Annotated in this window: 11 protein-coding genes; 4 read left to right on the top strand and 7 right to left on the bottom strand. The window is 65.9% G+C overall.

Annotated elements, in window-relative coordinates:
• Positions 1-35: 35 nt before the first annotated feature.
• The 6 genes from cmk to mtnA form a co-directional block, all read right to left on the bottom strand.
• Positions 36-722, bottom strand: a complete 687-nt coding sequence (cmk, locus tag KSS95_RS09805; protein ID WP_166884051.1) for a (d)CMP kinase — start codon at positions 720-722, stop codon at positions 36-38.
• Entirely contained in the window at positions 719-2,959 is a 2,241-nt protein-coding gene (locus tag KSS95_RS09800; RefSeq protein WP_217853484.1) for a bifunctional prephenate dehydrogenase/3-phosphoshikimate 1-carboxyvinyltransferase, read from the bottom strand. Before KSS95_RS09800 ends, cmk begins: the two co-directional genes overlap by 4 nt.
• 178 nt (positions 2,960-3,137) lie before the next feature.
• Positions 3,138-4,232 carry a prephenate dehydratase gene (gene pheA / locus KSS95_RS09795; RefSeq protein ID WP_217853954.1) on the bottom strand — a complete coding sequence of 365 codons (1,095 nt, stop codon included), beginning with the start codon at positions 4,230-4,232 and terminating at the stop codon, positions 3,138-3,140.
• Complete coding sequence (serC, locus tag KSS95_RS09790) at positions 4,232-5,317, bottom strand: 3-phosphoserine/phosphohydroxythreonine transaminase (protein WP_217853483.1); 1,086 nt, start codon at positions 5,315-5,317, stop codon at positions 4,232-4,234. The genes pheA and serC overlap by 1 nt, the downstream gene beginning before the upstream one ends.
• Before the next feature lie 133 nt (positions 5,318-5,450).
• Complete coding sequence (gene gyrA, locus KSS95_RS09785; protein WP_134689248.1) at positions 5,451-8,213, bottom strand: DNA gyrase subunit A; 2,763 nt, start codon at positions 8,211-8,213, stop codon at positions 5,451-5,453.
• 260 nt (positions 8,214-8,473) lie between these two features.
• A complete protein-coding gene (gene mtnA, locus KSS95_RS09780; RefSeq protein ID WP_217853482.1) occupies positions 8,474-9,550 on the bottom strand; it encodes an S-methyl-5-thioribose-1-phosphate isomerase in 1,077 nt (358 codons plus the stop codon).
• 111 nt (positions 9,551-9,661) lie between these two features.
• Between mtnA and KSS95_RS09775 the strand changes: the two genes are divergently transcribed.
• From KSS95_RS09775 to KSS95_RS09760, 4 genes are all read left to right on the top strand, one after another.
• Entirely contained in the window at positions 9,662-10,987 is a 1,326-nt protein-coding gene (locus KSS95_RS09775; protein WP_217853481.1) for a TRZ/ATZ family hydrolase, read from the top strand.
• Positions 10,988-11,051: 64 nt separating this feature from the next.
• Positions 11,052-11,750 (top strand): bifunctional 2-polyprenyl-6-hydroxyphenol methylase/3-demethylubiquinol 3-O-methyltransferase UbiG, encoded by a 699-nt coding sequence (gene ubiG / locus KSS95_RS09770; RefSeq protein WP_217853480.1) that lies wholly within the window; start codon positions 11,052-11,054, stop codon positions 11,748-11,750.
• A gap of 2 nt (positions 11,751-11,752) precedes the next feature.
• Positions 11,753-12,424, top strand: a complete 672-nt coding sequence (gene mupP, locus KSS95_RS09765; RefSeq protein ID WP_217853479.1) for an N-acetylmuramic acid 6-phosphate phosphatase MupP — start codon at positions 11,753-11,755, stop codon at positions 12,422-12,424.
• A 95-nt stretch (positions 12,425-12,519) separates the two neighbouring features.
• Positions 12,520-13,260, top strand: coding sequence for a YciK family oxidoreductase (locus tag KSS95_RS09760; protein WP_217853478.1), 741 nt, complete (start codon positions 12,520-12,522; stop codon positions 13,258-13,260).
• 65 nt (positions 13,261-13,325) lie between these two features.
• Here KSS95_RS09760 and KSS95_RS09755 read toward each other — a convergent pair whose 3' ends face one another.
• Positions 13,326-14,111 carry an iron-containing redox enzyme family protein gene (locus KSS95_RS09755; protein WP_217853477.1) on the bottom strand — a complete coding sequence of 262 codons (786 nt, stop codon included), beginning with the start codon at positions 14,109-14,111 and terminating at the stop codon, positions 13,326-13,328.
• Positions 14,112-14,126: the final 15 nt, after the last annotated feature.

The following is a 14,126-nucleotide window of genomic DNA, read 5'->3' as shown; positions in this document are numbered from 1 at the left end:
ACGTTGACTGGTGCCCCTGCCGGCCCTCCTCTCCATCAGACCAAGTCGCGCAGGGCGAGCTCGCTTCTGATGCGTTGCAGCACCTGCTCGATGGACAACTCCGTGGAATCCAGCTGGATTGCATCGGCCGCCGGCTTGAGCGGGGCCACTGCACGCTGGGTGTCACGCTCATCGCGCGCACGGATCTCATCTAGCAGACTCGACAGACTAACATCTTCGCCCTTGCCCTTCAACTGCAGGTAACGGCGACGGGCACGTTCCTCGGCACTGGCGGTAAGGAACACCTTGAGCGGCGCATCCGGGAACACCACGGTGCCCATGTCGCGGCCGTCGGCGATTAGCCCCGGGGCCTCGCGGAAGGCGCGCTGGCGCTGCAGCAGCGCTTCGCGCACCGCCGGCAGCGAAGCGACCATCGAGGCACCGGCGCCGACGGTCTCGGTGCGGATGACGTGGCTGACATCCTCACCCTCGAGAATGATCTGCTGCAGCTTGCCCGGCTCGGCGGCGATGAACTGCACGTCCAGATGAGCAGCCAGGGCCTTGAGCAGCTCTTCGTTGGTCAGGTCGACGCCATGGTTGCTGGCATTGAATGCCAGCAACCGGTACAGGGCGCCGGAGTCGAGCAGGCGCCAGCCCAGTTCGCGGGCCAGCAACCCGGCAACGGTACCCTTGCCCGAGCCGCTCGGCCCGTCGATGGTGATGACCGGTGCTTGCGAATTCACGACTTGCCCTCTTCGGCGACGCGGATGCCGACTTCCTTGCACAGGGCCAGGAAGTTGGGGAAGGAGGTGGCAACGTTGGCGCAGTCATGGATGACGATCGGCGCGCTGGCGCGCAGCGAGGCGATGCTGAAAGCCATGGCGATGCGATGGTCGCCGTGGCCGTGCACTTCGCCACCACCGATCTGGCCGCCGTCGATGATGATGCCGTCCGGGGTCGGCTCGCACTTCACACCCAGGGTAACCAGGCCGTCGGCCATGACCTGGATACGGTCCGATTCCTTGACCCGCAGCTCTTCGGCACCGCGCAGCACGGTGCGCCCTTCGGCGCAGGCCGCGGCGACGAACAGCACCGGGAACTCGTCGATGGCCAGCGGCACCAGGTGCTCGGGAATGTCGATGCCCTTGAGCTTGGCGCCACGCACGCGCAGGTCGGCCACCGGCTCGCCGCCGACTTCACGCTGGTTTTCCAGGGTGATGTCGCCGCCCATCAGGCGCAGGATGTCGATGACACCAGTGCGAGTTGGGTTGATGCCGACATGCTCGAGCACCAGTTCGGAGCCCTCGGCGATCGAGGCTGCCACCAGGAAGAACGCCGCGGAGGAAATATCCGCCGGCACCTCGATGCGGGTCGCGGTGAGCTTGCCACCGGACTGCAGCGAGGCGACCGGCCCCTTGGAGGCGACCGAGTAGCCAAAACCACGCAGCATGCGCTCGGTATGGTCGCGGGTCGGTGCCGGCTCGGTGACGGTGGTGGTGCCTTCGGCATACAGGCCAGCCAGCAACAGGCAGGATTTGACCTGGGCACTGGCCATCGGCAGCGTGTAGTTCAGCGCCTTGAGCTTGTGGCCGCCACGAATGGTCAGCGGCGGACGACCCTCAGGGCCGGTTTCGACCACCGCGCCCATTTCGCGCAGCGGATTGGCTACGCGGTTCATCGGGCGCTTGGACAGCGAGGCATCGCCGGTCATGGTGGTGTCGAACGACTGCGCCGCCAACAGGCCGGACAGCAGGCGCATCGAAGTGCCGGAGTTGCCGACGTACAGCGGCCCGGGCGGCGGCTTCAGGCCGTGCAGGCCAACACCGTGAATGGTCACGCGCCCATGGTGCGGGCCTTCGATGACCACGCCCATGTCACGGAACGCCTGCAGGGTGGCCAGGGCATCTTCGCCCTCGAGGAAGCCTTCGACCTCGGTGGTACCCTCGGCCAGCGAGCCGAGCATGATCGAGCGGTGGGAAATGGATTTGTCGCCCGGTACGCGGATCCGTCCGGACACGCGGCCACCGGGTTGGGCCAGGAAAATCAGATCGTTGGCGTTCATAGCGTCCACATAGGCCCGGCGGGCCAGGATTTTACTGAAATGCTCGCGGGCAACCCGGGCGCGGGTGAACACGCCCAGCAGTTGGTGCCCGTCCCCAGCATCGACCGCGTCGCGCAAGGCGTCGAGGTCGCTGCGAAATGTATCGAGTGTGCGCAGGACCGCTTCCCGGTTGGCGAGGAAGATGTCGTGCCACATGATCGGGTCGCTGCCGGCGATTCTCGTGAAATCGCGAAAGCCCCCCGCAGCGTACCGGAAGATCTCCAGGTTTTCATTGCGCTTGGCCAGCGAGTCGACCAGGCCGAAGGCCAGCAGATGCGGCAGGTGGCTGGTAGCGGCCAGGACTTCGTCATGGCGCTCGACCGGCATGTGCTCGACATCGGCATCCAGGGCGCGCCAGAGACGGTCGACCAGCAGCAGCGCTTGCGGGTCGGATTCCGGCAGCGGCGTGAGGATCACCTTGTGCCGACGGAACAGCGCGGCGTTGGAAGCCTCCACGCCACTCTGCTCGGAACCGGCGATCGGGTGCCCCGGCACAAAGCGCGGCAGGCGCTCGGCGAACGTTTCGCGCGCTGCGCGCACGACGTTGCCCTTGGCGCTGCCCACATCGGTGATCACCGCATCGCCCAGGTCGAGCTGGGCCAGGCGCGCCAGGACTTTCTCCATGGCCAGGATCGGCACCGCCAGCTGGATGACGTCGGCGCCGACACAGGCGGCGGCCAAGTCGGCCTCGCAGCGGTCGACCACGCCCAGCACCACCGCCTGCTTGCGCGACTCGGCGTCGAGGTCGACGCCGACCACTTCACGGCACAGGCCGCTTTCACGCAAGCCCTTGGCGAAGGAGCCGCCGATCAGGCCGAGACCCACCACCACCAGGCGACCGACAATCGGTGCGGATTTGTTTGTTACAGCATCAACCACGAGTGCGAACCCTGTTCAGAAATCTAGGCAATCTGCGAGACCCATTGGGGCTGCGTTGCAGCCCATCGCGACGCAAGGCCGCTCCCACAGGACCCGGTACAGCTTCAAGGCCTGCACAATACCTGCGGGAGCGGCCTCGTGTCGCGACGGGGCGCGAAGCGGCCCCGGCAATCTCAAATCAAAGTACCGCCTTTGGATAGGAACCCAGCACCTTCAGCGCCACGGCCTCCTGGCTGATTTGTTCCAGCACGGCCTTGATCAGCGGGTCGCGGTGGTGGCCGACGAAGTCGATGAAAAACACGTAGGTCCACTTGCCGCTACGCGACGGACGGGTCTCGATGCGCGTCAGGTCGATACCGTTCTCGTGGAACGGCACCAGCAGTTCATGCAGCGCCCCCGGCTTGTTGCTCATGGAGACGATGATCGACGTCTTGTCGTCGCCGGTCGGCGGCACTTCCTGGCTGCCGATCATCAGGAAGCGCGTGGAGTTGTCCGGACGATCCTCGATCTTCTCGGCCAGACGAGCCAGGCCATACAGGTTGGCCGCCATGTCGCCGGCGATCGCCGCCGAGTTCCACTCGCCCTTGACCCGCTTGGCCGCCTCGGCGTTGCTCGACACCGCCACCCGCTCGACGTTCGGGTAGTGGGCATCCAGCCACTTGCGGCACTGGGCCAGCGACTGGGCGTGGGAGTAGATGCGGGTGATGCTGTCGGTCTTGGTGTTCTCGCCCACCAGCAGGTGGTGGTGGATACGCAGCTCGACCTCGCCACAGATCACCATGTCGTGCTCGAGGAAGCTGTCCAGGGTGTGGCTGACCGCGCCCTCGGTGGAGTTTTCCACCGGCACCACGCCGAAGTTGACGGCACCGGCCGCCACTTCGCGGAACACCTCGTCGATGGCCGCCATCGGGCGGCTGACCACGGCATGGCCGAAATGCTTCATGGCCGCGGCCTGGGTGAAGGTCCCCTCAGGGCCGAGGTACGCCACTTTCAGGGGCTCCTCGAGAGCCAGGCACGACGACATGATTTCGCGGAACAGCCGCGCCATCTCTTCGTTGTCCAGCGGGCCATTGTTGCGCTCCATCACCCGCTTGAGCACCGCAGCTTCGCGCTCTGGGCGGTAGAACACCGGGGTTTCGCCTTCGGCCAGCGACGCCGTCTTGACCTTGGCCACTTCCTGGGCGCAGCGGGCGCGCTCGCTGATCAGCTCGAGGATCTTCTCGTCGAGGCTGTCGATGCGCACGCGCAGTGCCTTGAGTTCCTGGTCGGACATCATCCATGCTCCTTTTCGAATACTTCCATGTAGTTAACCAGTGCCTCGACGGCCTCCAGGCCCAAGGCGTTATAGATCGAGGCACGCATGCCGCCAACCGAGCGGTGCCCCTTGAGATTGAGCAGGCCACGGGCCTCGGCACCGGCCAGGAAGGCCTTGTCCAGGCGCTCGTCGGCCAGGCGGAACGGCACGTTCATCCACGAACGGGCGTTGTGGCTGATCGGGTTGGTGTAGAACTCGCTGCTGTCGATGAAACCGTACAGCCGGTCTTTCTTGGCGCGGTTGCGCTGCTCCATGGCCTCGACGCCACCCTGCTCCTTGAGCCACTCGAACACCAGGCCCGAGAGGTACCAGGAGTAGGTGGCCGGGGTGTTGTACATCGAGCCGTTGTCGGCCGCGATCTTGTAGTCGAGCATGGTCGGGCAACTGCTGCGGGCGCGACCCAGCAGGTCTTCACGGACGATCACCACCACCAGGCCGCTGGGGCCGATGTTCTTCTGCGCACCGGCGTAGATCATGCCGAACTGCGACACGTCGGTCGGGCGCGAGAGGATGTCGGAGGACATGTCGACCACCAGCGGCACATCACCGGTCTCGGGCACCCAGTCGAACTGCAGGCCGCCGATGGTTTCGTTGGAGGCGTAGTGAACATAAGCGGCGTTGCTGCTCAGCTGCCACTCGTTCTGGCCCGGGATGGCCAGGTAGTCGTAGGGCTTGGCGCTGGCGGCGACGTTGACGTTACCGAAGCGGCGCGCCTCTTCGATGGCCTTCTTCGACCAGATGCCGGTCTCGACGTAGTCGGCGGTGCCGTTTTCCGGCAGCAGGTTCAGCGGGATCTCGGCGAACTGCTGGCTGGCGCCGCCCTGCAGGAACAGCACCTTGTAGTTGGAGGGGACGGACAGCAGGTCGCGCAGGTCCTGCTCGGCCTTCTCGGCGATGGCCACGTAGTCGTCGCTGCGGTGGCTCATTTCCATCACCGACAACCCCTTGCCACGCCAATCCAGCATTTCGGCCTGGGCACGCTGCAGGACAGCGTCGGGAAGCGCGGCAGGGCCTGCGCAGAAGTTAAAGGCTCGTTTGCTCACATCCACTCTCGCTCTGCCAAATAGAACAAATCGTAACTTACAGACCCCGCCCGCCCCTGCAGGAGCGGGCGTTGCCTATTCCAATCAGTCAAACGGGGCGACCTTGGTCGCCCCGTTCGGGTTGTTGCTGCGCTTATTCCTGCGGTGCCTCTTCGGCGCCAGCGCTGTCCTCGTCCACCGCATCGAGCGGGGTGCCCTCCTCGTCCGTCTCGAGCAGTTCGTCGAGCTCTTCCTCGGATGGCTCCTGGACACGCTCCAAGCCGACCAGGGTTTCGTCACTGGCCAGCTTGATCAGGGTCACGCCCTGGGTGTTGCGGCTCAGGCTGGAGACTTCACCGACCCGTGTACGCACCAGCGTGCCCTGGTCGGAGATCAGCATGATCTCTTCACCTTCCTGCACCTGGATCGCACCGATCAGCAGGCCGTTGCGCCCCTTGGTGCCCATGGCGATCACGCCCTGGCCGCCACGGCCGCGACGCGGGAACTTGGACAGCGGGGTGCGCTTGCCGAAGCCACGCTCGGAGGCGGTGAGGATCTGCGCGCCGGATTCCGGGATCAGCATGGAGATGATCTGCTGGCCCTTGCCCAGCTTCATGCCGCGTACACCACGGGCGTTACGGCCCATTTCGCGAACCACGCTCTCGGCAAAGCGAATCACCTTGCCCGCGTCGGAGAACATCATGACTTCCTTGGCACCGTCGGTGATGGCCGCGGCAATCAGGGTGTCACCTTCCTTGAGCTTCAGGGCGATCAGGCCGTTGGAGCGCGGACGGGCGAACTGCACCAGCGGGGTCTTCTTCACGGTACCGGAGGCGGTGGCCATGAAGATGTAGGCGCCGGTCGGCTCGGCCAACCACTCAGGGGTGTCGCCGTCTTCCTCGTCGATTTCCTCGACCTCGACCACCTCGCCTTCGAGCACGGTGTCTTCCGCGTCCTCCAGCTCTTCGTCGGCGCCTGCGCTCTGCTGCAGGGCCTCCAGGTCGATCTGCAGCATGGCGGTGATGCGCTCACCTTCTTCCAGCGGCAGCAGGTTGACCAGCGGGCGACCACGGGCGGCGCGGGAGGCCTCTGGAATTTCGTAGGTCTTCTTCCAGTACACCTTGCCCTTGCTGGAGAACAGCAGCAGGGTCGCATGGCTGTTGGCAACCAGCAGGTGCTCGATGTAGTCCTCGTCCTTCACGCCGGTAGCCGACTTGCCCTTGCCACCGCGGCGCTGGGCCTGGTAGGCGGACAGCGGCTGGGTTTTCGCGTAGCCGCCGTGGGAAATGGTCACCACGCGCTCTTCTTCCGGGATCATGTCGCCGTAGTTGAGGTCGTGGCTGGCATTGAGGATTTCGGTGCGACGGGCATCGCCATATTCGGCGCGGATCGCTTCCAGCTCCTCGCGGATCACCTCCATCAGGCGCTCGGCGCTGCTGAGGATGCGGATCAGCTCGCCGATCTGGGCGAGGATTTCCTGGTACTCGGCCAGCAGCTTCTCGTGCTCCAGGCCGGTCAGGCGGTGCAGGCGCAGGTCGAGGATCGCCTGGGCCTGTTCCGGCGACAGGTAGTACTTGCCCTCGCGCAGGCCGTACTGCTCCGGCAGGTCTTCGGGGCGGCAGGATTCGGCGCCGGCACGCTCGACCATGACCTGCACGGCGCTGGATTCCCAGGCGGTGCTGATCAGCGCTTCCTTGGCCTCGGACGGCGTCGGCGAAGCCTTGATCAGGGCGATGACCGGGTCGATGTTGGACAGCGCGACCGCCTGGCCTTCGAGGATATGGCCACGCTCGCGGGCCTTGCGCAGCTCGAACACGGTACGGCGGGTCACCACTTCACGGCGGTGACGGACGAAGGCCTCGAGCAGGTCCTTGAGGTTCAGCAGGCGCGGACGACCGTCGATCAGGGCGACGATGTTGATGCCGAACACGCTCTGCAGCTGGGTCTGCTGGTAGAGGTTGTTGAGCACCACCTCCGGCACCTCGCCGCGACGCAGCTCGATGACGATGCGCATGCCGTCCTTGTCGGACTCGTCGCGCAGCTCGGTGATGCCTTCGATCTTCTTCTCTTTGACCAGCTCGGCGATCTTCTCGATCAGCCGCGCCTTGTTCAGCTGGTACGGCAGCTCGGTGACGACGATCTGCTGGCGGCCACCGACCTTGTCGATGTCTTCGATTTCCGAGCGGGCGCGCATGTAGATGCGACCACGGCCGGTGCGATAGGCCTCGATGATACCTTGACGACCGTTGATCAGGCCGGCGGTCGGGAAGTCCGGCCCCGGGATGAACTGCATCAGTTCATCGACCGTGATGTCGGAATTGTCGATCAGCGCCAGGCAGCCGTCGATCACCTCGCCCAGGTTGTGCGGCGGGATGTTGGTGGCCATGCCCACGGCGATACCGCTGGAACCGTTGACCAGCAGGTTGGGGATCTTGGTCGGCATGACCGCCGGGATCTGCTCGGTGCCGTCGTAGTTGGGCACCCAGTCGACGGTTTCCTTGTGCAGGTCGGCCAGCAGCTCGTGGGCCAGCTTGGCCATGCGCACTTCGGTGTATCGCATGGCCGCGGCGTTGTCGCCGTCCACCGAACCGAAGTTGCCCTGGCCGTCGACCAGCAGGTAGCGCAGCGAGAATGGCTGGGCCATGCGCACGATGGTGTCGTACACGGCGGTATCGCCGTGCGGGTGGTACTTACCGATCACGTCACCGACCACACGGGCGGATTTCTTGTACGGCTTGTTCCAGTCGTTGCCCAGTTCGCTCATCGCATACAGAACGCGACGATGCACGGGCTTCAAGCCATCACGCGCATCGGGCAGCGCTCGCCCGACAATAACGCTCATCGCGTAGTCGAGGTAAGACTGTCTCAGTTCGTCTTCGATATTGACCGGGAGGATTTCTTTGGCCAGTTCGCCCATGAGAAGCCTGATTCCTTTTTCTGGTGAAACTTCGCCTGGTCCCTCGTAGGACGAACGAAGCTCGCCGCCGCAGCGCAAAGAGGTGCGACGACTTACGACAAATCAATGAGTTGTGCCATGGATCTGCGCAATGAAGACCGCTTCAACGAGCGGCCTTGGAAACTGCCGGATGGTATCACAAAGCCCGCGCGCATGGGAGATATGGCACAGGGCCTCATCGCACCACAACCCCGTGCCCGCGCCAGGCCCTGCCGCCGCCATCAATGCAGGCGCTTGCGGCACATCAACTGGGCGATTTTCGCCGCATCCGGCCGCTCGACGATGCCCTTTTCGGTGACGATCACGTCGATCAGGTCGGCCGGGGTGACATCCACCACCGGGTTGTAGGCCTCGACGTCCGCCGTCACCTGGATGCCGTCCACCTCCAGCAGCTCCTCGACACCTCGCACCTCCAGGGGAATCTCCTCGCCGCTGGCCAGGTTCAGGTCGATGCTGGTGCTCGGCGCCACCACCATGAAGCGCAGGCCATGGTGCATGGCCGCCACCGCCATCTGGTAGGTGCCGATCTTCGCCGCCACGTCGCCATTGGCGGCAATGCAGTCGGCACCGACCACCACCCAGGTGATGCCCTTGGTCTTCATCAGGTGCCCGGCCGCGGCATCGGCGACCACGGTCACCGGCACGCCATCGGCCGCCAGCTCCCAGGCGGTCAAGCGCGAGCCTTGCAACCAGGGCCGCGATTCACAGGCATAGACCTGCTCGACCATGCCCTCCAGGGTCGCCGCGCGAATCACCCCCAGCGCGGTGCCGAAGCCACCAGTGGCCAGGGCCCCGGCGTTGCCATGGGTGAGCAGGGCCTGCTCGCTGCCCTGGTGCCTGCGGATCTGCTCGACGCCGAACTGGGCCATGGTCAGGTTGGCCTCGCGGTCGCTCTGGTGGATGGCGATGGCCTCCGCCTCCATGGCCGCCAGCACGTCCTCGCCCGGGCGCAGCCGCTGCAGGCGCTCGCGCATGCGGTTGAGCGCCCAGAACAGGTTGGCCGGGGTCGGCCGGGCCTCGCCCAGGATCAGGAAGTCTTCTTCCAGCGACTCTTCCCAGTCGCCGCCCTCGGCCAGGCGCTGGCGCAACGCCAGTACCAGCCCGTAGGCAGCGCAGATGCCGATGGCCGGCGCGCCGCGCACGGCCATGTCACCAATCGCCTCGGCCACGTCCTCGACGCTGCTGCACGTCAGCCAGAGCTGCTCAAGCGGCAGCAGGCGCTGGTCGAGCAGGTGCAACGCGCCATCGCGCCACTCGATCGCCACCACGGTCTCCGCCGCCATCAGTTGCTCGCGCATCGCCTCTCCCCGTCGCCCTGGCATCAAAAGCCGGCGATTATAGCGACCCTCAGCCACGGACGCTCGGGTATACTGCGCGTTTAGCCGAACCGAACCAGGTAGATGCCTCGCATGCCCAGTGCCCCTCCCCTCCTCGACCTGCTGCTCGTACCGGCCTGGCTGGTCCCCGTGGAGCCGGCGGGCGTGGTCTTGCAAGGCCATGCGCTGGGCATCCGCGACGGCCAGATCGCCTGGCTTGGCCCGCGCGAGCGCGCGCCGCAGGCCAAGGCCGTGCGCGAACTGCCGGACTGCCTGCTGGCGCCCGGGCTGATCAACGCCCACGGGCACGCGGCCATGGCCCTGTTCCGCGGCCTGGCCGACGACCTGCCGCTGATGACCTGGCTCAAGGAGCACATCTGGCCGGCCGAAGGCCGCTGGGTCGACGAGACCTTCGTGCGCGACGGCACCGACCTGGCCATCGCCGAACAGCTCAAGGGCGGCATCACCTGCTTCGCCGACATGTACTTCTTCCCCCGCGCGGCCTGCGAGCGGATACAGCGCAGCGGCATACGCGCGCAGGTCGCGGTGCCGCTGCTGGACTTCCCGATCCCCGGCGCGCGCACCCCGGACGAAGCCCTGCACCAGGCCATCGAGCTGTTCGACGAACTGCGCCACCAGCCGCGCATCAGCGTCGCCCTTGGCCCGCATGCGCCGTACACGGTCAGTGACGCCAACCTGGAAAAGATCCGCATCATCGCCGACCAGCTCGACGCCCCGCTGCACATGCATATCCACGAAACCGCCGGCGAAGTCGAGCAGGCGCTCAAGGACAACGGCGAGCGCCCCTTGGCGCGCCTCGCCCGCCTGGGCTTGCTGGGGCCGAACCTGCAGGCGGTGCACATGACCCAGGTCAGCGACGACGACCTGGCCCTGCTGGTAGAAAGCAACACCAGCGTGATCCACTGCCCCGAATCCAACCTCAAGCTGGCCAGTGGTTTCTGCCCGGTGGAGCGCCTGTGGCAGGCCGGGGTCAACGTTGCCGTCGGCACCGACGGCGCAGCCAGCAACAACGACCTCGACCTGCTCGGCGAAACCCGCACCGCCGCCCTGCTGGCCAAGGCCGTGGCCGGCTCGGCCACCGCCCTGGACGCCCACCGCGCGCTGCGCATGGCCACGCTCAATGGCGCCCGGGCGCTGGGGCTGGAGGCGCTCACCGGCTCGCTCGAAGTGGGCAAGGCCGCCGACCTGGTGGCGTTCGACCTGTCCGGCCTGCAACAGCAGCCGGTGCACGATCCGGTGTCGCAATTGATCTACGCCACCGGCCGCGAGTGCGTGAAGGATGTTTGGGTCGCTGGCCAGCAGCTGGTCGACGAGCGCCGCCTGACACAGATGGACGAAGCCGCGCTGGCCGCCAACGCCCGCGCCTGGGGAGCCCGCATCGGCGGGCGCAACGAATGAACGACCGGCCGCCACGGCTGCCGGCCCGCGACACTATTTATCGAAGATTCAGAGGACTGTTCCCATGAGCAACGTCGACCACGCCGAAATCGCCAAGTTCGAAGCCCTGGCCCACCGCTGGTGGGACCGCGAGAGCGAGTTCAAGCCGCTGCACGACATCAACCCGCTGCGGGTCAACTGGATCGACGAGCGCGTCAGCCTGGCCGGCAAGAAGGTGCTGGACGTCGGCTGCGGCGGCGGCATCCTAAGTGAAGCCATGGCCCAGCGCGGCGCCACGGTCACTGGCATCGACATGGGCGAGGCACCGCTGGCGGTGGCCCAGCTGCACCAGCTGGAATCCGGCGTTGCCGTCGAGTACCGGCAGATCACCGCCGAAGCCCTGGCCGAGGAAATGCCCGAGCAGTTCGACGTGGTCACCTGCCTGGAGATGCTCGAGCACGTGCCGGACCCTTCGTCGGTGATCCGCGCCTGCTACCGCATGGTCAAGCCTGGCGGGCAGGTGTTCTTCTCGACCATCAACCGCAACCCCAAGGCCTACCTGCTGGCGATCATCGGCGCCGAGTACATCCTCAAGATGCTGCCGCGCGGCACCCACGACTTCAAGAAGTTCATCCGCCCCTCCGAGCTGGGGGCCTGGAGCCGCGCCGCCGGCCTTGAGGTCAAGGACATCATCGGCCTGACCTACAACCCGCTGACCAAGCACTACAAGCTGAACAACGACGTCGACGTCAACTACATGATCCAGACCCTGCGCGAGGAATGAGCATGCGCTTGCGAGCAGTACTCTTCGACATGGACGGCACCCTGCTGGACACGGCGCCGGACTTCATCGCCATCTGCCAGGCGATGCTCGCCGAGCGCGGCCTGCCAGCCATCGACGACGCGCGCATCCGCGAGGTGATTTCCGGCGGCGCGCGGGCGATGGTCGCCGCGACCTTCGCCATGGACCCCGAGGCCGAAGGCTTCGAGGCCCTGCGCCTGGAATTCCTCGAGCGCTACCAGCGCGACTGCGCGGTGCACAGCAAGCTGTTCGACGGCATGCCGGAGCTGCTTGCCGACATCGAGAAAGGCAACCTGCTGTGGGGCGTGGTCACCAACAAGCCGGTGCGCTTCGCCGAGCCGATCATGCAGCAGCTGGGCCTGGCCGAACGTTCGGCGCTGCTGATCTGCCCGGACCACGTCACCCGCAGCAAGCCCGACCCCGAGCCGCTGATCCTGGCGTGCAAGACCCTCGACCTGGACCCGGCCAGCGTCCTGTTCGTCGGTGACGACCTGCGCGATATCGAGTCTGGCCGCGACGCCGGCACCCGCACCGCCGCAGTGCGCTATGGCTACATCCATCCAGAGGACAACCCCAACCACTGGGGCGCCGACGTGGTGGTGGACCACCCGCTGGAACTGCGCAAGGTACTCGACAGCGCGCTGTGCGGCTGCTGATTTCAAGTCGCAAGCGCCAAGCTTCAAGCCTCAAGAAAAAGCATCTCTTGTAGCTTGCCGCTTATAGCTTGCCGCTCATATTCAAGGACAGACCTATGTTCGACTACACCGCCCGCCCCGACCTGCTCAAGGGTCGGGTCATCCTGGTCACCGGCGCCGGCCGCGGCATCGGCGCCGCCGCCGCCAAGGCCTATGCCGCCCTTGGCGCCACCGTGCTGCTGCTGGGCAAGACCGAGGCCAACCTCAACGAGGTCTACGACCAGATCGAGGCCGCCGGCCACCCGCAACCGGTGGTGATCCCGTTCAACCTGGAAACCGCCCTGCCCCACCAGTACGACGAGCTGGCGGTGATGGTCGAGGAACAGTTCGGGCGCCTCGACGGCCTGCTCAACAATGCCTCGATCATTGGCCCGCGCACGCCGCTGGAGCAGCTGTCGGGTGACAACTTCATGCGCGTGATGCACATCAACGTCGATGCCACGTTCATGCTCACCAGCACCTTGCTGCCGCTGCTCAAGCTGTCGGAAGACGCCTCGGTGGTGTTCACCTCCAGCAGCGTCGGGCGCAAGGGCCGAGCCTACTGGGGCGCCTATGGCGTGTCGAAGTTCGCCACCGAGGGCCTGATGCAGACCCTCGCCGACGAGCTCGAAGGCGTGGCGCCGGTGCGCTCCAACAGCATCAACCCGGGCGCCACGCGCACCGCGATGCGCGCCCAGGCGTACCCCAGCGAGAACCCGCAGAACAACCCGCTGCCCGAAGAGATCATGCCGGTGTACCTGTACCTGATGGGGCCGGACAGCAAGGATGTGAACGGCCAGGCGCTGAACGCGCAGTAACGCCCCGTTCGCCGGCAAGCCGGCTCCTACGGACCTTGTAGGAGCCGGCTTGCCGGCGAACCGCCTCAGCCCGCCGCCAGTGCCGGGCGCAGCCGCCCCTGCTGGCGCCCTTCCAGCTGCATGCAGCGCTCCAGGAACAGGAACATGCAGTCGTAGCTCTTGCAGATCGCCCGACGTAGCTCGGTGCGCAGCCCCAGGGTGGGGTTCTCGCCCGCCAGGGTGCAGATGATCTCCAGCGCTTCCCACGGATGGGCATCGTCGTACTGGGCGTGCATCTTCAACCACTTCATCGCGCGCTTGCGGGTGTCCTCGGGGAAGCCCTGGGCGTAGCTGTCATCGGCGCAGACCACCGCCGACCACTCACCGGTCGCGCCTTCGATGGCGTAGTTGGTGGCCGCCATGGCAATGGCCAGCGACTCGGTGGCGCACACCCGCCAGCACCAGTCGTTGAGGCCATTGAGCTCGGGCGGTACCTCCTGGGCCTGCAACTCGTGCAGGTGGATGCCATGGGCCTGGCACCAGTGCACCCAGTAGTCGGCGTGGTTGAGTTCGACGCGGATGTTGCGCATCAGCCAGCGTCGCGCCATGTCCTCGCCGGGGTGGCGGGCATAGCGGGTCTTGGTGAGGTTATGGGCCATGTACAAGGAGAACTGCTCGACCACCGGCCAGCCACCGATCAGGTACTGGCGAATGGTCGACTGCTTGAGCTGGCCATCGCGCAGGCGCTGGTAGAACTCATGCTCCACCACCCGGCGCTTGCTCTGGCGACAATCCTCGATAAGTTGCTGGGCCCACTCTGGATAACTGGCCGGATCCATCAATGGTCCGATCCTTACGAACGCGTCAATCACTGTCAGCTCCTTGAT

It is taken from the genome of Pseudomonas muyukensis, assembly GCF_019139535.1.
Classification (GTDB): Bacteria; Pseudomonadota; Gammaproteobacteria; order Pseudomonadales; family Pseudomonadaceae; genus Aquipseudomonas; species Aquipseudomonas muyukensis.
The sequence above is the reverse complement of the archived record's forward strand: the minus strand, read 5'-3'. Positions and strand labels throughout refer to the sequence as shown.